The organism is Paenarthrobacter sp. GQ52, from assembly GCF_059759005.1.
Window position 1 is genome coordinate 66120 of record NZ_JCAXEJ010000003.1, and the last position, 20509, is coordinate 86628.

The following is a 20509-nucleotide window of genomic DNA, read 5'->3' on the forward strand; positions in this document are numbered from 1 at the left end:
CCACCTCCCCGGCACGGCCAAAACGACGTCACGGCGGTTAACGCCTACGATCGATGAGACCGCCTGAAAGAGAAGAAGGTGCATGAATGGCCAGGGTTCCCGCTGAGGAAAGGCGGCTGCAGTTCGTTGAAGCCGCAGCAAGGGTGATCGCCCAGGACGGCCTCGCCTCTGCAACCACGCGACGAATCGCCAGTGAAGCTGAAGCACCGCTTGCGGCACTGCACTACTGTTTCCGGAGCAAGGACGAACTCCTTGAAGAGGTCTACAACTTCCTCAGCAGGGACTACGCCAAGGCACTGGAACCTGTGGCCGATCCGGGAATGGGATTGCGCCACATGGTGGGCGCCCATGCCAGACGCATCTGGAGCCGCATGTCAGAGAACCCGCACGAACAGGTCACGACCTTCGAATTGCTGCTCCGGCGCTTCCGGGTAGAGGCCGAAGACCAGCCACAGGCGTTGCTCATGAACCGTTCGATGTACGACGGCTGGGTTAACTCGACGCTGGAGCTGTTCCGTTCGGCCGCAGAAGCCGCCGGAGAACCTGTCCCCGCCAACCTGGAGGACATCACGCGCTTGTTCATTTCCGGGATCGACGGCATCAGCATGCAGCATTTGGCCGACCCCGACGACGAACGGTCCCTCCGGTTGGTGGAACTCATGGCCTCGTCCCTCGCCGGGGCGCTCCACTAAGCCTGAGGCTGGCGCTTCATCACCAACCACGTGAGAACGCCCAGCAGCAAAAGGCCGGCTGCAGCGGCCATCGACACGACGAAGGCCGCACCCGGGCCCTGCGTTTGCGCCAATTGCCCGGCCAGGTAGGAGCCCAAAGCTGTTCCCGCCACAATTCCGCTGGCAAGTGCCGTCATCACTGTGGCCATGCGGCCGGCCGGCGCCACCACGCCGCCGATGCTGAAGACAGTGACCATCACCGGCCCCACGGGGATGCCCAGTACCAGCAGGACAAAGATCATGGGCCAAATACCCGCCGGGAGAAGCAGCAAGAGCGACAAAACGGACATCGCCAGCGCTGCCGCTACCCAGCGGGAAGCGAGGCTGAACCGTTGCGGCCAGAATGCGACGGATAGCGCTGCTACAGCTGAGCTGAGGCCCATTACTGCGTATAGAAGTCCAGCGATTTCGGCTGTGGCGTACTGTGCGGAAAAGGCACTCAGGGCGTTTTGGGTTGCCCCAAAAAAGGTACCCATGCACACCATCGCGACAACCGGCACAGCTACCACCGCGCCTGCCCAACGGTTGCGGCTCGCAGGACTCACCGGGGCCGCTTGCTCTCCTGGAGGCACGGCGCCGGCACTCGGCTTCCGAGGTGCCGGTACAACCGCCAGCTGGCTGGGATGGATCGCAAAAGCAGGAACCAACGTGATGGTCATGACGGCTGCCAAGGCGAGCGGCAACCAGGGTGCCACCATGCTGGCGAGGACACCCACCAGGGCAGGGCCCAGGACGAAGGTGATCTCGTCCGCGGTCCCTTCATACGACAGCGCGGTGTCCAGGTCAGCCCGGTTGGCCGCGACGCTTCGGCCTCCGTTGGCTGAGGACTGGGATAGGTTGCGGGTTGTCAGTGCCATCCATCGGACACGGGCCATGGGACCCACCTGGGGGCAGCTGGCTCCCGCGAGGAAAGCTGCAATGAGGACGCCAACTGCGTCGGCCACCGAGCCGTACGCGGGAGTGAGGTAAGCCGCAGCAAGGAGCCCCGCGACGGCGATTGTGTTGATGACCGCTGCCACGAGGAGCACGATCCGTTGTCCTGCCCTGTCAGCCAGGGTGCCGAGGACGGGGGCGCCCAGGGCCGAGCCGATGCCAACCGCTCCGGCCGCCATGCCGCCGATCGCGTAGGAGTGGCTGACGGCGGTGACCAGCGTCAGGGTGCCGACTGTCAGCATGGCCAGGGGAAGCCTGGCGAAAAGGCCCAGCGGAAGGAAACCGGGTCCGGCCAATTCGGGAAGCCGCGCGAAGCGGCCCGGAAGGCGTGAAGGGCGTGCGGGAGCCGATGATAGAGGCTGTGAAGCTAGAGAAGATTTTTCCATTAATCCGGGTTCGCTAAAGAGTGCGCATCGTCCCTCCTCCCGATGCGCGCGACCCGGTGTAACGGGTTAAGTCTATCGGATAGCTGTCAGACGGGCACGGCGTCGGCAATCCGCACGCTGGAACCGTGCCTGCCCTTGACCACCTGTAGCTGGCTGGTGATGCGTTGCTTCATCTCCCCGACGTGACTGACCAACCCAACTACCCGGCCGCCGTCGCGCAGTCCCTCCAAGGCATCCATCACTTGTTCCAGGGCTTGTTCATCGAGACTGCCGAAGCCTTCATCAACAAACAGTGTCTCGATGTCCACGCCGCCGGCCTCCTGCTGGACGACATCGGCAAGGCCAAGTGCCAATGACAACGACGCCATGAAGGATTCGCCGCCAGAGAGGGTGGAGGTGTCCCGGCGCTGGCCAGTCCATTCGTCTACGACTTCAAGCCCGAGGCCGGACTTCGCTCCCCTGGCGGCCTTGGCGTCCGTATGCTGCAACGTATATCTGCCGTCGCTCATGGCCACGAGCCGCTCGGAGGCGGCGGTTGCCACTTGTTCCAGCCGCGCAGCGAGGACATAGGTGTTCAGGCTCATCCGGTAGCTGTTGTCGCCCGATCCCCTCAAGGTGTCGGCCAGCTCAGCAAGCATGTGCGCCCTGTTCCGCGGTTCGCTTCCCGCTTGTGCCAGGGTTTGATACTCCCTCCGCAACCGGGCAACAGCGGCCGCCGATTTTCCGGCCATGCCCGCAGACAAAGCCTCAGCCCGCGCAGTATTTGCGGCATTGGAAGCAATCAGCTTCGATTCAGCAAGTTCAGCTTCTCCCAAGGGAAGCTCGCCTATGTTCGCTTCCTTGGCGGCAAGGACCAGGTCCTCGCTGGCAAACAACTCATCCAAGCGGGATGATTCAGCGTCGAAATCAGCCAGGTCTTTCTCAAGGCCCACAACATCGGCCGGTGAGAGTATCTCCCGGCGAGCGTCGTCAGCGGAGGTGAAACCGGATTCCGGCAAGGCCCTTTCAAGCGACGCGGCGGCGTCTGCCAGGGCTTGCTCCGCCCGTTCCAGTTCCACATCTGCGTCCGCGACGGCTTGCAAGAGCCCGCGCTCAGCCATGAGTGCATCCAGCCGTTCACGCAGGCTCGGGAAGTCCCCCCTTAAGCCGGCCAGATCCGTTTCAAGGGCAACACATTGCTCCTGAAGCAGGTGAACAGCGGACGACGCCTGTGCCGCCTCGCTCACGGAAGCGTCGTGTTCTTCCTGCACCAGAGAGATCCTCTTGGTGAGGGCTTCCTGCCGGCCGCGAAGCTTCTCCAGCAAGCCTGCCGCCTTTCGTGCCGCCGAGGCAGCGTCCTGCGCGGATATCCGGTTGGCCTCTGCTTCAGCAGCATCGGTTGCACCCCCTTGGGCAACCAGGCCGGCAAGCACCTGGGCTGCGGAGGAAACTTGTTCGGTGAGGAGCCCCAGGGCTTTTTCACTGGCCTCGAACTGTTCCTTGGCTTCTTCCTCTTCCTGGGCCAGGGAGAGTGCTGATCGCACTGCTTCGGCAGGATTGGGGTGCTCTTGGCTGCCGCAAACAGCGCACGGCTTACCGCTTTCCAGTGCCGCGGCCAGCTCCCCTGCTGCGTTGGCCAAACGCAGCTCGCGGACGTCGAGCCACTGTTGCCGGAGGTCCTGTGACGCCGACCGGGCCTGGAGCTGCTTTCCGGTAACCTCGGCCAACTCGCTGGCAGCCGTTTCATGGCGGGCTACGATTCGAACCAGCTCAGCCGCAGCCTCAGCATTCCGTTCCAGTTCTGTCAGTTGGCCGGCCAAAGGCTCGAGGGGCTGGATTTGCGACTCCACAGTGGACACGTCTTCGCGCAGCTGTTCCAGCACGCCCGCCGAAGCCTCGGCAGCGGCTTGATGTTCCGCCGTTTGACTACGCCTGGCTGCAAGGCGCGCCGTGATCTCTTCCAATCGCTGCTCATCGGGCAGCCGGGCCTCAAGGACTGCGCTGCTTGCCTTGACGCCTTCCAAGGCAGCGGCAGTGTTTGTTGTCTCCAAGCCGACCGCGGCAAGCTTCCCTCGCAGGCCTTCCGTCCGCGCAGCCGCGGCTTCGAGTTTGCGCGCTGCAGTATCGACCGCTTCCAGATGGCCGCCGAGAACAGCGGCACGTCGGTGCTTTCCGAGCATCTCCTTGTTCTCCAGAGCCCGGGGCGCTGCCAGCTCCAGCAGGACCCGCCGCTGCATCGCAGCGCCGAGCCGCCCATGCCGTAGCGACTTCTCCTGAGCTTCTTGGAATTGTTCCATCAGGCGGGTAGCCAGGGATTCTGCCTCAGCGGCCTCGTCCTGCCGCCGCTTCCATTCAGCACTGACTCCCGCTTCCACAGCGGCAAGCCAGGCCTCAGGTTCCTGTCCTGGCTCCTTGCCGGCGGTTGGAGCGACTGCGGCAAGGCCCAGCTGTTCCTGCTCCGATGCAACCCGGTCAAGCAGCAACTTGAGATCTGACGCGTTCTCCTGCACGGCCCGGGTGGCCTCAGCTGCTTGCTGAACAAGTTGGCGTTCAACAGCTTCAAAACGGTGCGTGCCGAACAACTTTTGCAGCAGTTCCAACCGGTCGTTGGCCTTGGACCTCAGGAAAGCCGCGAAGTCGCCCTGGGGCAGCATCACCACCCGGGTGAACTGCTCCCGGTCCATCCCAAGGACGTCCGAGAGCTCGGCACCTACCTCATCGTTCCTGGAAGATTTCTCTTCCCAGCTTCCTGCCACCCGTTCCCGGAGGAGGGTCTTGGCCTGCTGGGTGGTGAATCCGTTGCGTCCGCGGGCGCTGGGCCGTTCCCACGCCGGCGATCGCGTCACTTCAAAACGCCGCCCGCGTGCTGAGAACTCACAGACCACGCGCGGCTCCGCGCCTGGCGCCGCATGGTCGCTTCGTAGCCGTTTCCCTTCCTGGCGGGCACCCGGAACGGACCCGTACAGGGCGAAACAGATCGCATCCAGAATGCTGGTCTTGCCGGCACCCGTAGCGCCGTTGAGGAGGAAAAGGCCCTGTGCGCTCACATGGTCGAAGTCAATGTGTTGGGGCGTCGCAAACGGACCGAAGGCTTCGATCTCCAAACGATGGATTCTCACAGCTCAGCCTCCTGCAACCGGACAGCTTCAAGTGCTTCCTGCAGCGCCGCTTCCTCTGCATCGCTGGCACCGCGATCCCTGACGTGTTCCAGGAATCCACAGCAGACTCCAAGGTCGTCTTCGGCAGCGGCGAGCCGATTGCTGTAACTGGTGGAAGTCCGCGCCTCTGCACCTTGGGGATCGAAGGAGAGAACCAGGGTGTCAGGGAAGCGGGTGCGCACCTTTTCCATGGCCTGCGCAGGCCGTTGCGCATCCGTCAACGTGATCTGGCAGTAAGCACTCTCTGCCCAGGCATGCTCTTCGGCGCCGAGCAGATCATCCAGCGTTCCACGCAAGGTGGCAAGGGATTTGGGGGCATCCCACACAACTTCCTCAACAGCGATCACTCCATGGGCGTCAAGGTCCACCAGCCAGGCGCCTTTATGGTGCTTGGCCTCCGAGAATGAATAGGCCAAGGGAGAACCGGAGTACCGGACATTGGGTGCCAGCTCCTGCCGCCCATGGAGGTGTCCCAGTGCGGTGTAGGTGAAGTCTTCAAAGAGATCCAGTGGAACTGCTCCCAGGCCGCCGATGCTCAGGTCCCGTTCGCTTTCCGAGGTAATGCCGCCGCTGGCAAAGGTATGCGCTAGAACCACCGGATAAACGGGTCCGGATGCGCGGCGGGCTTCAACATCCTGCCGGATCCGATCCACTGCCGCCAAGGTGACATCAAAGTGGTTGGCGTTTTCAGCGCCCAGACGCTCAGCCACAAGCCGGGGTTCAAGATAGGGAATGCCGTAAATGGCAACGTGGCCGTTTCCGGTGCCGTCCTTGCCATGCCCATCGGCGCCACGTCCATCGGCTCCGAGGGGCAAGAGGATTGGCACATCAAGATCTTCCACGCGCGTCCTCAGGTGCACTCCCCCGCGTTCCAACAGGCGGGAGGCAAAGCCCAGCCTGATGGCGGAGTCGTGGTTGCCACTGGTCAGGACAACCCCGGCCCCTGCCTGAGTAATGCGCACAAGGGCATCATCCAGCAGTTTGACCACATCCAGCCCGGGCAAGGCACGATCGTAGACGTCTCCTGCTATGAGCACCACGTCAACGGACTTGGATTCAACCAGCGATACCAACTGGTCCACGAAGTTGCGTTGGGCTTCAAGCATGCCAACGCCGTGGAATGATCGGCCAAGGTGCCAATCGGAAGTATGAAGTAACCGCATATTCTCAAGTTAACCGGGGGCACCGACAATAAAGCGCAGGCGAGCCGTCCGCCGTCGACCCCGTGCGGTTATTTGCCCTTTTTCCCGTCGAAGAAGTCACGGGCGTCATCATTGACAGGCGCAGCCGGCGCACGTCGGGAAGCGTTCCCGTCAGATTTCACAGGAGCTTCGCTGACCTGAACATCCTCAACCGGCTCGTCATTGGCGTCGAAGGAGTCGTTCACCCCATCGCTTCCGCCCTGGACGTCGTCGGTCACGGCGACGGTGGCCTGTGACAGGCCTTGGAAACCACGGAAAGCGAGACCCGCAAGCGCGGCACCCATCAGCGGGGCCACCCAGAAGAGCCATAGACCCTCAATCGCCCAAGGCGAGCTGAAGAATGCCTGGGCCGTTGCCCGAGCGGGGTTGAAGGGAAGGTTTCCCAGGACCTGCCCCAGCTGAAGCAGGACAGCCATTGCAAGGCCTACTGCGAAGGGGGCCATGGCCGGAAGAGCGCGTCGTCCAGCGGTCGCACCAAGGAATACGGCCACAATAAGGGCCGAACCGAGGACTTCGACCAGCAGAACTCCTGCCATCTGCGTTTGCGCGGAAGCATGCTCACCGAACCCCGGGGCAACGACGTCGAACGCCGCCCTGGCGTCCGTGAGGACAGGCACGGTGGTCACTACGAAATAGATCAAGGCAGCACCAACGACGCTGCCAATGATTTGGGCCGCCACATAGGCTAAGGCCGCCACGGCACGGATGCGGCCGGCAATCAAATTGCCTAAGGTGATCACCGGATTGAAGTGCCCGCCGGAGACATAGCCGAAAGCCAGCATTGCCACTGTCACCGCCAGGCCCGTGGCAAGAGCCACCGGCAAGGGCGCCCCACCAGGATTCGAAAATATCCCGACTCCCACCGCGGCAACCACAACGAACATCGAACCCAAAGCTTCAGCCGACAGCCGGGCAAGTAGTCCCGGTTGGTGTTCAGGCGTCGCTTGTACAGGAGAGGTCATGTCGAAGGGGTCCTTACGGTTGGTATGGATGCCGGATTGACCGGCCGCATGCTGGTATTGGCAGGGGTAACGCAAGCTCAAAGCCACTGAGTATCCTGCCATCAGAGTCTGGGCGGTTGCTGAATCCCGCCTCCAAGCTTATCCACCCAGGGCAATGGCAGCGATGGCAGTGGCACCAAGGCCCATCACAGCCAGCGTGCTGACCAGGACGAGCCGGGCTGATGCCGCCTCGTTTCCAACTTGGAGTTGGCGTGAGCGAACCCACACCACGGACGCCAGCACGATGGTGGCAAGTGCCGCCATGAGTGCACAGATCCCTTGGTAATCAAGTCCGGGGAGACCGGCGACGAGGTTGCCCGTGGAGGGCTCAGACGTCAGCCAGCTCCGCCAGATAAACAAGTCCACTACTACCAACGAGATCAGCGTCCGGCGCCATGCCAAGGTGGTGCGCTCGGGCTGCAACCCGGGGTCGCGGACTTCCATGCTTACCGCGCCACCAATATCAGCACAGCGAAGGCGAACGCCGCTACGGCCACCACAATGGTCATGAACAGCATGACCCTGGAGAACGGGAGCGCCTGATCGTTGCGCATCGCCGCTTCCATCTGCCCCCAACGGCGGTAGGAAAGTGCCGCCAGGCCCGCCCCGACCAGAGCCAGCAAGACGCAAAGGACCAGCCGGACGGGTGTGGGCGCGATGTTCGGAGCCAGCTGGTCAACGGCAACCGCGCCGGCGAGCAATGCCAGGGACGTGCGGATCCACGCGAGGAAAGTGCGTTCGTTGGCAAGGGAAAACCTGTAGTCGGGCGTCTTGCCTGTCCGTCGCCAAGCAGGTTCACGCAAAATGTCACTCCAAGTTTTGTCAGTGCCGTGCAGCTTCCCCACCATATCAGCGGCGGTTCACGGGCACGGTAAATTACAGGCATGAGTGTTGAGCCTAAATCCCCCGCTGTTCCTTCCTTCGAATCCCGAGTGCACGGGTCACTTCTGGGAGGAGCCCTGGGTGATTCCCTTGGTTATGCCGTGGAGTTCGACTCCATTGCCGCGATCCGTGCCCGCTATGGTTCCGGCGGCCTGACGTCCTTCGCGCAACTCGACGGCGGCAGCCACTTCTCGGATGACACGCAGATGACGTTATACACCGTTGACGGCCTTGTGGAAGCGCTCGAATGGGCCAACGACGGCCTAGCGGCGGACGAAATCGCCTGCCTTTGGTTGGCCTACCTCCGCTGGCTCGCTACCCAGGATGTTGCTGTTGCCTCCTCCGCTCCCGTGCCGCAACCGCGCTGGATCGACTCCCAGGAGGTCCTGCGTCACCGCCGGGCACCCGGAAATGCCTGCCTCAGTGGTTTGGCAACGGGGGAAATGGGAACAGTTGCACGACCCGTCAATGCCGACTCCAAAGGGTGCGGCACTGTGATGCGTTCAGCCCCGTTCGGACTCATCCCCCACATTTCAAGGGAAGCCGTCTACAAACTCAGCTCGGACGCCGCCTCGTTGACGCACGGACACCCTTCGGCGCGACTCAGCGCAGCAGCATTCAGCCTGCTGATCCACAACATCGTGGCCGGAAGCGACATCCGCACCTCCGCTATCGAGGCCCTCAGCTATGTCAACGGTGTCCCCACCAAAGCACCCGAGCTGGCGAAACGACTGGAAGCCGCCCTGCAGTCGTCGTTGCAACCTGCCCCACTGGACCCGGAAGGACTGACCACAGCGCTCGGTGAGGGCTGGATTGCTGAGGAGGCACTCGCCGTCGGGCTCTACGCTGTGCTGGCCACCAGCGGCGGCACGCCAGCAGAACACTTCCGCAATGCAATATCCGTGGCCATCAACCACAGTGGCGACAGCGACTCCACAGGCTCCATTGCGGGAAACATCCTGGGGGCCTACTACGGCGAGGACGGCCTGCCGTCCGACTGGCTCGAGTCCTTGGAAGCGCCGGACGTCATTCGTGGCATGGCGGACAGGTTGCTTGCCGTCACCACCGGCTAAACAATAGCTAGATCCGGCGGAGCGTCACGTTGTTGCAGGCCTCGCACACGTCCTCGGGGATGAGGCCCCTGCGCTGAAGGAACCCGAAGATCGCGCAGCCGAGGCAGAAACCCACAAACGCTTCCAGCGAAGCCGCCACGATCAGCAGTGCCAGCAGAATCCAGGCGGCCGGCTGGAAGCCGGTGAAAAACAGCACGACGGCGGCACTCGTCAGTGCGGCGCCGATCCCTTGGGCGAACCGCTTGGGAGGACCGGCCACAAGCTTGGCGTGCCCGATCCTTGGTGCCAACACCTTGACTGACAGAAGAGCGATCGGGGAGACTCGTGGTCCAAACAGCACGCGAAGCCAGAATCCGACAGCAAGTACCACCAAGCCCCAACCCCAGCCGGTCAGCAAGGTGGCGACGGCCACCACCACAACCAGTCCGGCCGTGATCCGGGCAGCATATTCATTAACGGGATTGGGGAAAGCGAAAAAAGCCCGCCAACCAGCCCCACCGTTTGTTGCAGCGCCAGAAGGAGCGGGACCGCTGGCAGGACGGCGCTCGGGAGCTTGGGGAAGGGCTGACTTGGTCACCCCCCAAGGCTAGGAGTGCCGCTCTTCCGGCGGGAAGGATTATTGCGCAGTATGACCGGATGACCCGGCGGCCGGAAGGTTACGCGCCGCCCACCATCTGCAGGAACTCGCCCTCAGACACAACCTCGATTTTCTGGCCCTTGGCGTGCAGTTCCAGGACCCGTTTGGCTTTGCCAGTGAGTCGGCCGGCGCGAAGGTCGCCTGCCACGAAGCCATCACCGACGATCAGCACAGTAGTGCGTGCTGTGACCCGGCTTTCCGGACGTGCACCCATGTCCGCGGCGCGGGATTTCGCGTCCGGCCTGGTGATGGCGAGGTCGCCCGTGAAGACCACTGTCTGGCCGAAGAGCGGATGTCCGGGTTCCGCAGCCGGGTTCGGCAAGGGGTTTGGGCCCTCCTCCGGCCAGCTCTGAAAACCGCTGGGGACGCCAAGTGCTCGCTCCAGTGTTCGTTCTGCGAAGCTTCCGGCTCTGGCAGCGAGTGCGGACATGGTCGCTTTGGACAGACCTTGGGCTGGATCGAAGGCCGGTTGCTTCGGCAGGTTGAGGCCAAGGGAGAGGTAGAGCTCGGCGATGCTGTTGGCGTTGTTCCGCCGGGCGATGTCCACAAGGATTCCGGCGCAGGCACGGGCGTCTTCCGCGGCGTCGTGGTGGTTGACCAAGGGAACGCCTGCCTCCTCGGCGGCATAGGGCAAAGAGTTGGACACCAAGGAGTAGCAGCGGCGGGACAGCATCACAGTGCACACATAGTCGTAGGCTGGCCCGGCAAGACCGGAGACTTCCAGGCCTGACCGGATAACGCCGAGGTCGAAGGCTGCGTTGTGCGCAGCGAGTACGTCGTCACCGATGAAGGCGCCAATTTCCGGGAAGAGCTCCCCGAACCGCGGGCGATCAGCGACGTCTTCCGCGCGGATGCCGTGGATGCGCGTGTTATGGAACTCGAAATGATCGTGGTTTTCGGGCGGGCGCATGAGCCAGGAGGCTTCCTCCACGACTACTCCGCCACGGACTTTACTGAGGCCTACCGAACACGGCGACCCCCGGAAGCCGTTGGCTGTTTCAAAGTCGATCGCCGTAAAGTCCAATGCCACTGGACAAGATTACAGGTGGAAAAGGCCGCCCTTGCCGATTTCCGCGGCGGGGCGGCCCTTCCGTCCTGCATTGTGGCCAACGCTACATTTGGATGCCTATGGGGTGGCCCTGCGAAGGGTTGTGTAGGAACCGGCCGCCAGGATGACGCACAGCAGCGCAGCCCATCCGCTGATGCTGAGCGGCGTCTGCTGGGCGAACCAGCTTCCAACAAGTCCCCATCCCTGCAAGAACGTCGTGAGGGCGGCGGCACCGATCAGGGCAACTGCTGTGCCCAGGGTTGAAACCAGCGTTCCAGTGGTGCCCCAACGCTTGAAGATGGTGGCGAACCAGAACCCGATGATGAACATGAACATCATCAGCACAAAGAAGAATGCTGCTGTCGAGTACCAAGGACCATCCGTTACCCAGGGGATATTGAAGAAGTAGCCATAGACACCCCAGCCGTTGGTTGCCCGTTCGACGACGCCACCCAGCATGTAGAGCACTGTCATCCCGACCGCGATCAGTGAGAAGAGGCCCAGGGTTCCCAGGTAGAACGCACGTCGGCTGATGCTGAGGCCCTGAGAGAAGGGAAAGACCAAGGTCATACTCTGGATTCCAAGGACCAGGAAGTACCACAAGGGCGCCTGGCTGCCGCCACCATTTTTCCCCTCGGTGACGGGAATGAGCGCGAAGATAGCCAGCGACATCAGGAAGGATGCCGCCAGGATGGTCAATGGCCATCCGATGTACGTCCACTTATTAATCAGCTGCATCCGGGCAACTGCCAGCGTCCTGCTCATCGCTTTGCCTCCATCGTGTCATCGGCGAAGTCTCCGGTAGTTGATGAGAGGCCGGCTTCGGTACCGGCCATGGTCTTCCGCACCACCAACTGCTGCAAGGAAACCGGCGACAGCTCAAGGCCCAACTCCTGGGCTTCGGTGCGTTCGGGGCCGCTGAGAACCTCGTCCACCGTGACGGAGGCCAAGGAGCCCAATGTTTCGCGGTGCAGGATCCTGCGGCCAGCCAGGAAGGCGTCCACTTTTTCTGCGGAACCCGAAACAGTGACAGCCGAACCCCGGATCTCGTCGGCATCGGCGTCCATGATGATCCGCCCCCGGTCGATCACGATGACGTGTTCAAGGAGGTTCGCTACCTCGTCGATCAGGTGTGAGGAAAGGATGATGGTGCGGGGGTGTTCGGCGTAGTCCTCCACCAGACGGTCATAGAACAGTTGCCGGGCGACGGCGTCGAGACCCAGGTACGGCTCATCGAAGAACGTCAGTTCTGCGCGCGAGGCGAGGCCAATGATGACTCCGACGGCGGACAGCTGACCACGTGAGAGCTTCTTGATCCGGCGCTTGACGGGAAGCTGAAAGTCTTCGGCGAGGCGGTCAGCGAATCCTTGGTCCCAGTTCTTGTAGAAGAGCGCCGCGGATCGGAAGGCGTGCTGCGGCTGGAAGTCGTCCGGGTATTTCTGCGATTCACGGATGAAGCAGATCCGGGACAAGACGGCATCGTTCTCGTAGGCGCTGGCGCCAAAAACCAGTGCTTCGCCGGAAGTGGCGAAGGCTTGGGCGGTGAGGATTGACATCAACGTGGTCTTGCCCGCACCGTTGCGTCCCAGCAAGCCGTAAATGCGGTTCGCAGAGAGGCTGAGGTTAATGTTGTCCAGAGCGTTGAGGTCTTTGTAATGCTTGATCAGGTTACGGGCCTCGACGATGGTGTCGTTCACAGGGCCGCGCTCCTTTCCTTGTCTGTCCCGGTTTCCGGTGCAAGCCCGGAGCTGCGTTCAATCATCGTGTTCAGCTGCTCTGGTGAGATGCCCAACTTTCGGGCCTCCATGGCGAGCGGCTTGACGTACTGCTCGAAGAATTCCTCGGTGCGGCGTGCTACCAACTGGGCGCGCGCTCCTGTGGCGACGAACATCCCTATCCCCCTGCGCTTATAGAGAATTCCTGAATCCACCAGCAGATTGACGCCCTTGGCGGCAGTCGCCGGGTTGATGCGGTGGAAAGCGGCGAACTCATTGGTGGAAGGAACCTGCGACTCTTCAGCCATGGTGCCGTCCACGATTCCGTTTTCGATGAGTTCGGCGATCTGCATGAAGATCGGCTTGCTGTCATCGATCATGAGCACCACCGCCTCACTGGTTCATTACTCATGTAACTAACCATACAACCAGCAAACCAGCAGTCAAGGGATAACCAGGAAAAATTCGACGACGGCCGTCAAGTAGGCTTGATGGGTGATCTTTTCTGCGATAAGCGACCTTGCCGTATCCACCTTCGGAGGCGCGGGACCGGTTTCGCCGCCTATGGCTTCGTTCCTGCCGGACTGGCTGAACCCCGACGTCTTCCTTCGCGATTCACCTTTGGGACCGTGGGTGGTCCTCCTGGTCTGCGCCATTGTGTTCGCGGAAACAGGCCTCTTGGTGGGGTTCTTCCTGCCCGGTGACTCCATGCTGTTTACGGCGGGACTCCTGGTCTCCACCGGCGCCATCGAGTTCAATCTGTGGGCCATGTGCGCCATGATCATCGTGGCTGCCATCATCGGCAACCAAACCGGCTACCTCATCGGGTCCAAGGCCGGCCCGGCAATCTTCAATAAGCCGGATTCACGGCTGTTCAAGAAGGAAAACGTGGAGAGTGCCCACGCGTTCTTCGAAAAGCACGGCGGCAAGGCTTTGATCCTGGCTCGGTTCGTTCCCATCATCCGCACTTTCGTGCCGGTAATCGTGGGTGTTGCGCAGATGGACAAGCGCAAATTCTTCCTCTTCAACGTCATTGGCGCAGTCCTCTGGGGCGGCGGCGTTACCTTGCTCGGTGCATGGCTTGGCCAGTTTGAGTGGGTTGGCAACAACATCGACATCATCTTCATCGTCATCGTCCTGATCTCCGTCATCCCGATCTTCATTGAGATCGGCCGGGGATTCATGGCAAAGCGCAGGGCCGCGGCCGAAGGCACCGACCCCGTGGAAGAGTTCATCGAGGAGCACGAGGGCGGCAAGCACAGCGAGCACTAAGGCTCAGACAACCTCCCAAAGCGCAGCAAAAAGGCACCCCGCACAGCGGGGTGCCTTTTGCGTTCACGAAGGAACTAGTTCGAACCGGCCTCGGACAACGCCGACACAATGGCGGGAAGCAACGCGCGGAACGCCTGCCCCCGGTGGCTGATGGCGTTCTTCTCCTCAGAGCTAAGCTCGGCACAGCTCCGATCCATCCCGGCAGGTTGCAGCACGGGGTCGTAGCCGAAGCCGCCCTCCCCACGCGGCTCGCGCAGGAGCGCCCCTTCCAACTGGCCATACTCCACGGTCTCGCGGGCAATGCCGTCGGGACCCGGGACCGCCAGCGCAGCCGCACAGACGAACGCAGCGCCGCGGAACGAGTCCGGAACGTCAGAGAGCTGTGCCAGCAACAGGTTCAGGTTGGCGACGTCATCGCCGTGCCTGCCGGACCAGCGTGCCGAAAAAATACCGGGGGCCCCGCCCAGCACATCAACGGCCAATCCGGAGTCGTCAGCGATGGCCGGGAGGCCAGTCGCTTCCGCCACGGCCCTGGCCTTGAGGAGGGAGTTCTCAGCAAAGGTGACACCGGTTTCGGCAACATCCGGGGCGCCTGCCGCAGCGGCGTCCACCACCTGGGTGTCGACGTCGAGCCCTGGAACCTGGCCCCGGAGAAGTTCGCGGAGCTCCTTCAGCTTGCCCTTATTGTGTGTTGCCAGGACGAGGCGTGGAGCCCCGGGAATCGGCGTGCCGCTCACGGAGCTTCCGCCAGCGTCTCGCGCTGGATTGCGGACAGCTGGGTGGTGCCGAGGAGGGCGAGATCAAGCAGCGCATTGAGTTCGTCGCGGTCGAACGGGGCACCTTCTGCAGTTCCCTGAACTTCCACAAATTTGCCCGAACCGGTGACCACCACATTCATATCGGTCTCCGCGCGGACGTCTTCCACGTACGGCAGGTCCAGCATCGGAACGCCATCGATGATGCCCACGGAAACTGCCGCGATGGTGTCCACCAAGGGCTCTGCGTTGCGGGCGATCAGCTTGTTCTCACGGGCAAAACGGATGGCTTCCGCCAGCGCCACATAGGCGCCGGTGATCGCGGCAGTGCGTGTACCGCCGTCGGCCTGGAGGACGTCGCAGTCCAAAACGATCGTATTTTCACCCAGCGCCTTGGTGTCGATGATGGAGCGCAGCGAGCGGCCAATGAGGCGCGAGATCTCGTGGGTGCGGCCACCAATCTTGCCCTTGACCGACTCGCGGTCGGACCGGGTGTTCGTGGCCCGGGGAAGCATGGCGTACTCGGCCGTTACCCAGCCGCGGCCTTCGCCCTTGAGCCAACGGGGCACACCCTCGGTCAGCGAAGCTGTGCACAGAACCCGGGTGTTCCCGAACTCGATCAGCGCCGAGCCCTCTGCCTGCTTGGACCAGCCGCGGGTAATGCTGATGGGTCGCAGTTGGTCAGGGGTCCGGCCATCGGCGCGGATGACGGGAGTGGCTGTAGCTTCAGAAGTCATGGTTCAAGCTTAGCCAAGCTGAGGGCCCCAACCCGACGCCCTGCAAAGTTGGATCGAAGCGAACAGCTGGGTCAAGCGGACAGCTAAATTGTGTAGTGGACCCCGGCTACGGCAACAGCCACGTCACCGGTGAAGACCGGTTTGGCTTCGGACAGCACTTTGGTCTGTGAAGTCCATACCGGGATGTGCGTCAGGAGGAGGCGCTTGGCACCGGCATTCATGGCGGCCTCGCCCGCACGTTTACCGGTGAGGTGGACGTCCTTGATGCCGTCGTCGCGGCCTTCCTCGAAGGCCGCCTCACAAAGGAACAGGTCTGAGTCCCTCGCGGCATCTTCGAGTCCCTGGCAGGAATCGGTGTCCCCCGAATACGTCAGGATCTTGGTCACGGATACGCCGTCCTTTCCCGGTTCCGTAGCCGTGACCCGCAAGGCATAAGCCTCTTCAACGGGGTGATTAACGGCGAAGGGGGTCACTGTGAACGGCCCCACTGTGACCGGCTTGAGCTCGGTCCAGTTGGTGAAGTCGAATTCCTCGTGCATGCCGGGATCCAGGTCCAGCCCATAGGCCGTGGCCATTCTGTCTGCAGTAGCTGCAGGACCCCAAACCGGCAGGCGATCCCGACCCCATCCACCGGGCTTCCACCGGACCGCGACATGCAGGCCGCAGAGGTCCATGCAGTGATCGGGGTGCAGGTGGGTGAGGAAGATCGCGTCGATGTCTTCCAAGTCCGTATAGCGCTGGATGGCGCCCAAGGCACCGCTGCCCAGGTCCATCACGATCTTCCACTCGCGCTCACCGTCGTGGGCCGTCACCAGATAGCACGACGCCGGCGAACCCGGACCGGGGAACGAGCCTGTGCAGCCCACAATGGTCAGCTTCACAGGCCACGCCCCATGGTTGTGCCGGTGCCGCCGGCGAGCGCGTCCCCGGGCTGGACGAAGTACGAGCGGCGGGACAGCCCCGCTCCCGATCGTGCCGCTTCCAGCATCTCGGGAGTAATGCGGGCAAGGCTGCCTGTGGGGTACTGGGCCGCAACATGGTCCACGTGCTTCACGGAGAGGACTTCCGGGCCCAGGAAGCGGCGGGCCAGGGTCTCGAACTGGGTGGCATCGCCAGTGGCTATGAATTCGTGGCTGGGTGCTTGGGACTCTGTCCGCTGGATGCCGTGGTTGGCCAAGGCGCGGTAGACGTCCTTGGCGGTCTCTTCGGCGCTGGAGACAAGCGTGACGTCCTCGCCCATGACGAATGAGATGACGCCGGTCAGCAGTGGGTAGTGGGTGCAACCCAGGACCACAGTGTCCACTCCTGCGTCCTTAAGTGGCTCCAGGTATTCATTGGCGGCGGCCAGGAGATCCGGACCGGTGGTGATTCCGGCTTCCACGAAGTTCACGAACGCCGGGCAGGCCACGGACGTAATCGTCAGGTCCGGAGCGGCAGCGAACGTGTCCTCATAAGCCCTGGACCCTACAGTGGCCGAGGTTCCGATGACACCGATCCTGCCGGAACGGGTAGCAGAGACCGCCCGCCGGACTGCCGGCTGGATAACCTCGATGACAGGTATGCCATACCGGGCCGTATAGCGTTCCCTGGCATCACGGAGCACCGCGGCGGAGGCCGAGTTGCAGGCGATGGTCAGCAACTTCACCCCTGAATCCACCAGCTCGTCCATAACGCCAAGCGCGTTCGCCCGGACCTCGGCAATGGGAAGTGGACCATAAGGGCCGTTTGCGGTGTCGCCCACATAGAGGATTGATTCGTTCGGGAGTTGGTCGATGATGGAACGCGCCACCGTCAATCCACCCACACCTGAGTCAAAAATGCCGATTGGCCGTGCCCCTATGAGTTCCCCGTTGCCGATGGGGGCGTCATTGCCCAACGCGCCGCTTGTGGAACCCGATGATGAAGTCATAATTATTCGAGAATAAGGCTTCCCGTGGTGTGCGGCCATTACCTGTGCTCTCCGCCTCGTGTCTGATTTGTCACAGGGCAGTCGCATTTGTTTCAGGGCAGAAGCAGCAACCCGCCATCCGGATCAGGATTTCGCCTGCCTTGCGGCCATCATCGCCTGCACCAAAGACTCCTGGAGCCATGTAGTGAAGTTGTAGACAAGGGCCAGGTAACTCTCCACGTCCTCCGCCTGGCTCCAATCCTGCATGCTGTGGATGTGCTCGGCATCCGCTTCATCACGGATGTCCAGGCGTTCGGCCAGTACAAGCCGGACGTCGTTCAACGCCATAGACCAGCGGGTAGCGTCCTCCGGCGTCAGAACGAGCTCGTTCTTGTCCAGGCCTAAAGCTGCAGCCCTCAAGGCGCCGATCTTGTTTTCCCGCACAGAGCGTTCGGTGAGCTGGCGGAACTCCAGCGAGCCGCCGTCGTCGTCCTTCATGACGTTCGGCAGGAGACGCAACAGGGCGCGGTCGCTGGGCTGCTTGACGTCCATATCCAAGCCGATCAGCGCTGCCAGCGGGTCTTCGTTTTCCCGGACATCCGATTCCAGCATGGAAATGACGTCGTCAAGCAAACCGCGCAGGAGGTCACGCTCCGCCGGCTCCAGGTATCCGCTGATGCCCTTGAGGCCGTACTTGAATGCCTTAGCCACGCTGGCGGCCGCCCTTTCCAGGTGTTTCGTTGCCGCTCGCGGCCTTTTCCACAGTGGCCCAGAGACCAAAACCGTGCATGGCCACCGCGTGCTGTTCCACTTGTTCCTTACTGCCGTGGGCCACAATGGACCGGCCCTTCTTATGGACCTCCATCATCAGCTTGTGGGCTTTGGACTCGGAGTAGCCGAAGTAACTCTGGAACACATAGCTCACGTAGCTCATCAGATTCACGGGATCATTCCAGATCACAAGGTTCCACGGGATATCAGGGGCTGTCAGGACATCGGTGGACGATTGCTCTGCAGCTTTCGTCCGCTCATCGATGTCCGTGCCATACGCAACGCTAGGGCTCATCTGTCCATTCTATGGCGGCTCGCACTAGAGTGAATCCGTGAGTAGAGCCTCGTCGTGGGACCACCCCGCAACTTCCTTGTACACAGACCACTACGAACTGACCATGCTTCAGGCAGCCTTACACTCGGGCGCCGCGCACCGCCGATCAGTGTTCGAAGCATTCGCCCGGCGGCTGCCGGACGGCCGCCGCTATGGCGTGGTGGGCGGCACGGGACGCCTGTTGGAAGGCATTGCCGACTTCCGGTTCGGCAACGACGAACTTGCCTTCCTCGAGCAGAACAAAGTGGTCAACCAGGAAACGCTGGACTACCTCGCCGACTACAAATTCAGCGGCGACATCTGGGGCTACGCAGAAGGTGACGCCTACTTCCCCAACTCCCCGATCCTCATCGTCGAATCGACGTTCGCCGAAGCCTGCATCCTGGAAACCTTCGTCCTCTCGGTCCTCAACCACGACAGCGCCATTGCTTCCGCGGCTTCAAGGATGACCTCGGCGGCCGGCACACGCCCCTGCATCGAGATGGGTTCCCGGCGCACCCAGGAGGAATCAGCGACGGCGGCAGCCCGCGCCGCCGTGATTGCCGGCTTCGCCAGCACCTCCAATCTGGAAGCCGGACGGCGCTACGGCATCAAGACCGTCGGCACAGCAGCGCACTCCTTCACGCTCCTTCATGACACCGAGCGCGAGGCCTTCGAGGCACAGATCGCCGCATTCGGTCCGGGCACTTCCCTGCTGGTGGATACCTATGACGTCGAGACGGCGGTGCGTACCGCCGTCGAGCTGGCCGGTGACAAACTCGGCGCAGTCCGGCTGGACTCCGGCGACCTCATTGCCCAGGCGCAGTGGGTACGCCAAATGCTGGATGACCTGGGCAACGTCAACACCCGCATCGTGGTCACCTCGGACCTCGACGAATTCGCCATTGCGGCCCTCCAATCCGCGCCCGTGGACTCCTACGGCGTTGGCACTTCCCTGGTCACCGGTTCCGGGGCACCGACGGCCAGCATGGTGTACAAGCTGGTCAGCCGCACCAACGACGCCGGCGAATTCATTTCGGTTGCCAAGGCCGCAAAAAACAAGGCCAGCGTGGGTGGACGCAAATACGCCCTCCGCAAGCTCAACGAACGAGGCCGGGCCACCCAGGAAATCGTTGGGATCGGCCACCGCCCCGAAGACGACGGCAACGACCGCGTCCTGCTCCACCAGTTCGTCAAGAACGGCGAAGTGCTGCCGGGATGGACCGGACCTGAAGGCGTCATCCGTGCCCGTGAACGGCACGCGGCCACCATGGCCGAGCTGCCCGCCGTCGTAAACCGCCTGCAGCGCGGCGAGGCTGCCATCCCCACCATCTACGAGGAGAACTGATGTCCAGGGCCCTGATCATCGTCGATGTACAAAATGACTTCTGCGAGGGTGGAACGCTCGCAGTCGAAGGTGGCGCCGCCGTAGCAGGTGCCATCACCGAGTACGTGGACGCCAACCAGCAACACTTTGACCACATCGTGGCCACCCAGGATTGGCACATCGAGCCCGGCGACCACTTTTCAGAGGCCCCGGACATGGTTGACTCCTGGCCTCCGCACTGCAGGGCAAGGAGCAAAGGTGCAGAACTCCACGAAGACCTTGATCCCGAGTACATCCAGGCGTACTTCCGAAAAGGACAGTTCACTGCGGCTTACTCAGGCTTCGAGGGAGTCCTGGCTCCTGAAGACGATGTACCCACCGGCGACCTGAAGGCAGGCACCGCCGTAGCGGAGGTCCTCGATGAAGACGCGATAGGGCTCGATGACTGGCTGCAGAGCCACGACGTCGAAGAAGTGGTGGTGGTAGGGCTGGCTACGGACTACTGCGTCAAGGCCACGGCACTGGATGCCGTCCAGGCCGGTTACAACACGACGGTCATCGCTGAACTTACAGCCGGAATCGCCGAGGACCTTTCGGGCGCCTACGACGAAATGGAAGCCGCCGGCGTCGAAGTCGAACGGGACTGAAACCGCCCTTATCAAGCTCAAAACCAGGGAGGGCGCCGCAACCGCGGCGCCCTC

Annotated in this window: 22 protein-coding genes; 5 read left to right on the top strand and 17 right to left on the bottom strand. The window is 62.4% G+C overall.

The features are described 5' to 3' along the window. Nucleotides 1-86 precede the first annotated feature (86 nt). A complete protein-coding gene (locus tag AC6CH8_RS05800) occupies nucleotides 87-692 on the top strand; it encodes a TetR/AcrR family transcriptional regulator (RefSeq protein ID WP_420178384.1) in 606 nt (201 codons plus the stop codon). Here AC6CH8_RS05800 and AC6CH8_RS05805 read toward each other — a convergent pair. The 6 genes from AC6CH8_RS05805 to AC6CH8_RS05830 all read right to left on the bottom strand — a co-directional run bounded on the left by AC6CH8_RS05805 (nucleotide 689) and on the right by AC6CH8_RS05830 (nucleotide 8193). Continuing rightward, entirely contained in the window at nucleotides 689-2050 is a 1362-nt protein-coding gene (locus AC6CH8_RS05805) for an MFS transporter (protein WP_498189339.1), read from the bottom strand. The two genes, AC6CH8_RS05800 and AC6CH8_RS05805, sit on opposite strands and share 4 nt — an antisense overlap. Before the next feature lie 86 nt (nucleotides 2051-2136). After that, complete coding sequence (locus AC6CH8_RS05810; RefSeq protein WP_498189341.1) at nucleotides 2137-5148, bottom strand: AAA family ATPase; 3012 nt, start codon at nucleotides 5146-5148, stop codon at nucleotides 2137-2139. Further along, entirely contained in the window at nucleotides 5145-6350 is a 1206-nt protein-coding gene (locus AC6CH8_RS05815) for an exonuclease SbcCD subunit D (RefSeq protein ID WP_474662219.1), read from the bottom strand. Before AC6CH8_RS05815 ends, AC6CH8_RS05810 begins: the two co-directional genes overlap by 4 nt. Before the next feature lie 68 nt (nucleotides 6351-6418). Beyond that, on the bottom strand, nucleotides 6419-7351 hold the full coding sequence (locus AC6CH8_RS05820) for an MIP/aquaporin family protein (RefSeq protein ID WP_420178388.1): 933 nt from the start codon (nucleotides 7349-7351) through the stop codon (nucleotides 6419-6421). Between the two features lie 138 nt (nucleotides 7352-7489). Further along, complete coding sequence (locus AC6CH8_RS05825; protein WP_091468324.1) at nucleotides 7490-7834, bottom strand: DUF202 domain-containing protein; 345 nt, start codon at nucleotides 7832-7834, stop codon at nucleotides 7490-7492. 2 nt (nucleotides 7835-7836) lie between these two features. Beyond that, on the bottom strand, nucleotides 7837-8193 hold the full coding sequence (locus AC6CH8_RS05830; protein WP_175538584.1) for a YidH family protein: 357 nt from the start codon (nucleotides 8191-8193) through the stop codon (nucleotides 7837-7839). 81 nt (nucleotides 8194-8274) lie between these two features. Here AC6CH8_RS05830 and AC6CH8_RS05835 point away from each other — a divergent pair, with 81 nt between their 5' ends. After that, nucleotides 8275-9345: an ADP-ribosylglycohydrolase family protein gene (locus AC6CH8_RS05835; protein WP_420178389.1), complete on the top strand. Its 1071-nt coding sequence runs from the start codon at nucleotides 8275-8277 to the stop codon at nucleotides 9343-9345. Between the two features lie 7 nt (nucleotides 9346-9352). On the opposite strand, the gene AC6CH8_RS05840 is transcribed toward AC6CH8_RS05835, so the two are convergent. From AC6CH8_RS05840 to AC6CH8_RS05860, 5 genes are all read right to left on the bottom strand, one after another. After that, nucleotides 9353-9922 (bottom strand): DUF4395 domain-containing protein, encoded by a 570-nt coding sequence (locus tag AC6CH8_RS05840; protein WP_498189344.1) that lies wholly within the window; start codon nucleotides 9920-9922, stop codon nucleotides 9353-9355. Between the two features lie 79 nt (nucleotides 9923-10001). After that, nucleotides 10002-11012 (bottom strand): 3'-5' exonuclease, encoded by a 1011-nt coding sequence (locus tag AC6CH8_RS05845; RefSeq protein WP_498189346.1) that lies wholly within the window; start codon nucleotides 11010-11012, stop codon nucleotides 10002-10004. 96 nt (nucleotides 11013-11108) lie between these two features. Continuing rightward, nucleotides 11109-11795, bottom strand: coding sequence for a hypothetical protein (locus AC6CH8_RS05850; protein WP_498189348.1), 687 nt, complete (start codon nucleotides 11793-11795; stop codon nucleotides 11109-11111). Then, the gene (locus tag AC6CH8_RS05855; RefSeq protein ID WP_498189350.1) at nucleotides 11792-12727 is read right to left on the bottom strand and encodes an ABC transporter ATP-binding protein; all 936 of its coding nucleotides are present in this window, start codon (nucleotides 12725-12727) and stop codon (nucleotides 11792-11794) included. Before AC6CH8_RS05855 ends, AC6CH8_RS05850 begins: the two co-directional genes overlap by 4 nt. Then, nucleotides 12724-13125 (bottom strand): GntR family transcriptional regulator, encoded by a 402-nt coding sequence (locus AC6CH8_RS05860; RefSeq protein ID WP_208295805.1) that lies wholly within the window; start codon nucleotides 13123-13125, stop codon nucleotides 12724-12726. The genes AC6CH8_RS05855 and AC6CH8_RS05860 overlap by 4 nt, the downstream gene beginning before the upstream one ends. Nucleotides 13126-13255: 130 nt before the next feature. Here AC6CH8_RS05860 and AC6CH8_RS05865 point away from each other — a divergent pair, with 130 nt between their 5' ends. Continuing rightward, the gene (locus AC6CH8_RS05865) at nucleotides 13256-14017 is read left to right on the top strand and encodes a DedA family protein (protein WP_178997619.1); all 762 of its coding nucleotides are present in this window, start codon (nucleotides 13256-13258) and stop codon (nucleotides 14015-14017) included. A 74-nt stretch (nucleotides 14018-14091) separates the two neighbouring features. Here AC6CH8_RS05865 and rdgB read toward each other — a convergent pair whose 3' ends face one another. The 6 genes from rdgB to clpS all read right to left on the bottom strand — a co-directional run bounded on the left by rdgB (nucleotide 14092) and on the right by clpS (nucleotide 18463). Next, nucleotides 14092-14754, bottom strand: coding sequence for an RdgB/HAM1 family non-canonical purine NTP pyrophosphatase (rdgB, locus tag AC6CH8_RS05870; protein ID WP_091468346.1), 663 nt, complete (start codon nucleotides 14752-14754; stop codon nucleotides 14092-14094). Further along, entirely contained in the window at nucleotides 14751-15509 is a 759-nt protein-coding gene (gene rph / locus AC6CH8_RS05875) for a ribonuclease PH (protein ID WP_011775233.1), read from the bottom strand. The genes rdgB and rph overlap by 4 nt, the downstream gene beginning before the upstream one ends. Nucleotides 15510-15592: 83 nt before the next feature. Then, a complete protein-coding gene (locus AC6CH8_RS05880; RefSeq protein ID WP_091468347.1) occupies nucleotides 15593-16390 on the bottom strand; it encodes an MBL fold metallo-hydrolase in 798 nt (265 codons plus the stop codon). After that, a complete protein-coding gene (gene murI, locus AC6CH8_RS05885; protein WP_420178396.1) occupies nucleotides 16387-17418 on the bottom strand; it encodes a glutamate racemase in 1032 nt (343 codons plus the stop codon). The genes AC6CH8_RS05880 and murI overlap by 4 nt, the downstream gene beginning before the upstream one ends. 123 nt (nucleotides 17419-17541) lie before the next feature. Next, complete coding sequence (locus AC6CH8_RS05890) at nucleotides 17542-18108, bottom strand: DUF2017 domain-containing protein (protein WP_178996802.1); 567 nt, start codon at nucleotides 18106-18108, stop codon at nucleotides 17542-17544. Next, complete coding sequence (gene clpS, locus AC6CH8_RS05895) at nucleotides 18101-18463, bottom strand: ATP-dependent Clp protease adapter ClpS (RefSeq protein ID WP_011775237.1); 363 nt, start codon at nucleotides 18461-18463, stop codon at nucleotides 18101-18103. Before clpS ends, AC6CH8_RS05890 begins: the two co-directional genes overlap by 8 nt. A gap of 37 nt (nucleotides 18464-18500) precedes the next feature. On the opposite strand from clpS, the gene AC6CH8_RS05900 reads away from it, so the two are divergent. Next, the gene (locus AC6CH8_RS05900; protein WP_498189354.1) at nucleotides 18501-19829 is read left to right on the top strand and encodes a nicotinate phosphoribosyltransferase; all 1329 of its coding nucleotides are present in this window, start codon (nucleotides 18501-18503) and stop codon (nucleotides 19827-19829) included. Beyond that, complete coding sequence (locus AC6CH8_RS05905) at nucleotides 19829-20455, top strand: isochorismatase family protein (protein WP_498189356.1); 627 nt, start codon at nucleotides 19829-19831, stop codon at nucleotides 20453-20455. The genes AC6CH8_RS05900 and AC6CH8_RS05905 overlap by 1 nt, the downstream gene beginning before the upstream one ends. Nucleotides 20456-20509 lie beyond the last annotated feature (54 nt).

Excerpts from the sequence above, each read along its gene's own strand:
- AC6CH8_RS05800 (WP_420178384.1), top strand. The coding sequence starts at position 87 with ATGGCCAGGGTTCCCGCTGAGGAAAGGCGGCTGCAGTTCGTTGAAGCC.
- AC6CH8_RS05805 (WP_498189339.1), bottom strand. The coding sequence starts at position 2,050 with ATGGAAAAATCTTCTCTAGCTTCACAGCCTCTATCATCGGCTCCCGCA.
- AC6CH8_RS05815 (WP_474662219.1), bottom strand. The coding sequence starts at position 6,350 with ATGCGGTTACTTCATACTTCCGATTGGCACCTTGGCCGATCATTCCAC.
- AC6CH8_RS05820 (WP_420178388.1), bottom strand. The coding sequence starts at position 7,351 with ATGACCTCTCCTGTACAAGCGACGCCTGAACACCAACCGGGACTACTT.
- AC6CH8_RS05825 (WP_091468324.1), bottom strand. The coding sequence starts at position 7,834 with ATGGAAGTCCGCGACCCCGGGTTGCAGCCCGAGCGCACCACCTTGGCA.
- AC6CH8_RS05835 (WP_420178389.1), top strand. The coding sequence starts at position 8,275 with ATGAGTGTTGAGCCTAAATCCCCCGCTGTTCCTTCCTTCGAATCCCGA.
- AC6CH8_RS05850 (WP_498189348.1), bottom strand. The coding sequence starts at position 11,795 with ATGAGCAGGACGCTGGCAGTTGCCCGGATGCAGCTGATTAATAAGTGG.
- AC6CH8_RS05860 (WP_208295805.1), bottom strand. The coding sequence starts at position 13,125 with ATGATCGATGACAGCAAGCCGATCTTCATGCAGATCGCCGAACTCATC.
- rph (WP_011775233.1), bottom strand. The coding sequence starts at position 15,509 with ATGACTTCTGAAGCTACAGCCACTCCCGTCATCCGCGCCGATGGCCGG.
- murI (WP_420178396.1), bottom strand. The coding sequence starts at position 17,418 with ATGACTTCATCATCGGGTTCCACAAGCGGCGCGTTGGGCAATGACGCC.
- clpS (WP_011775237.1), bottom strand. The coding sequence starts at position 18,463 with ATGAGCCCTAGCGTTGCGTATGGCACGGACATCGATGAGCGGACGAAA.
- AC6CH8_RS05905 (WP_498189356.1), top strand. The coding sequence starts at position 19,829 with ATGTCCAGGGCCCTGATCATCGTCGATGTACAAAATGACTTCTGCGAG.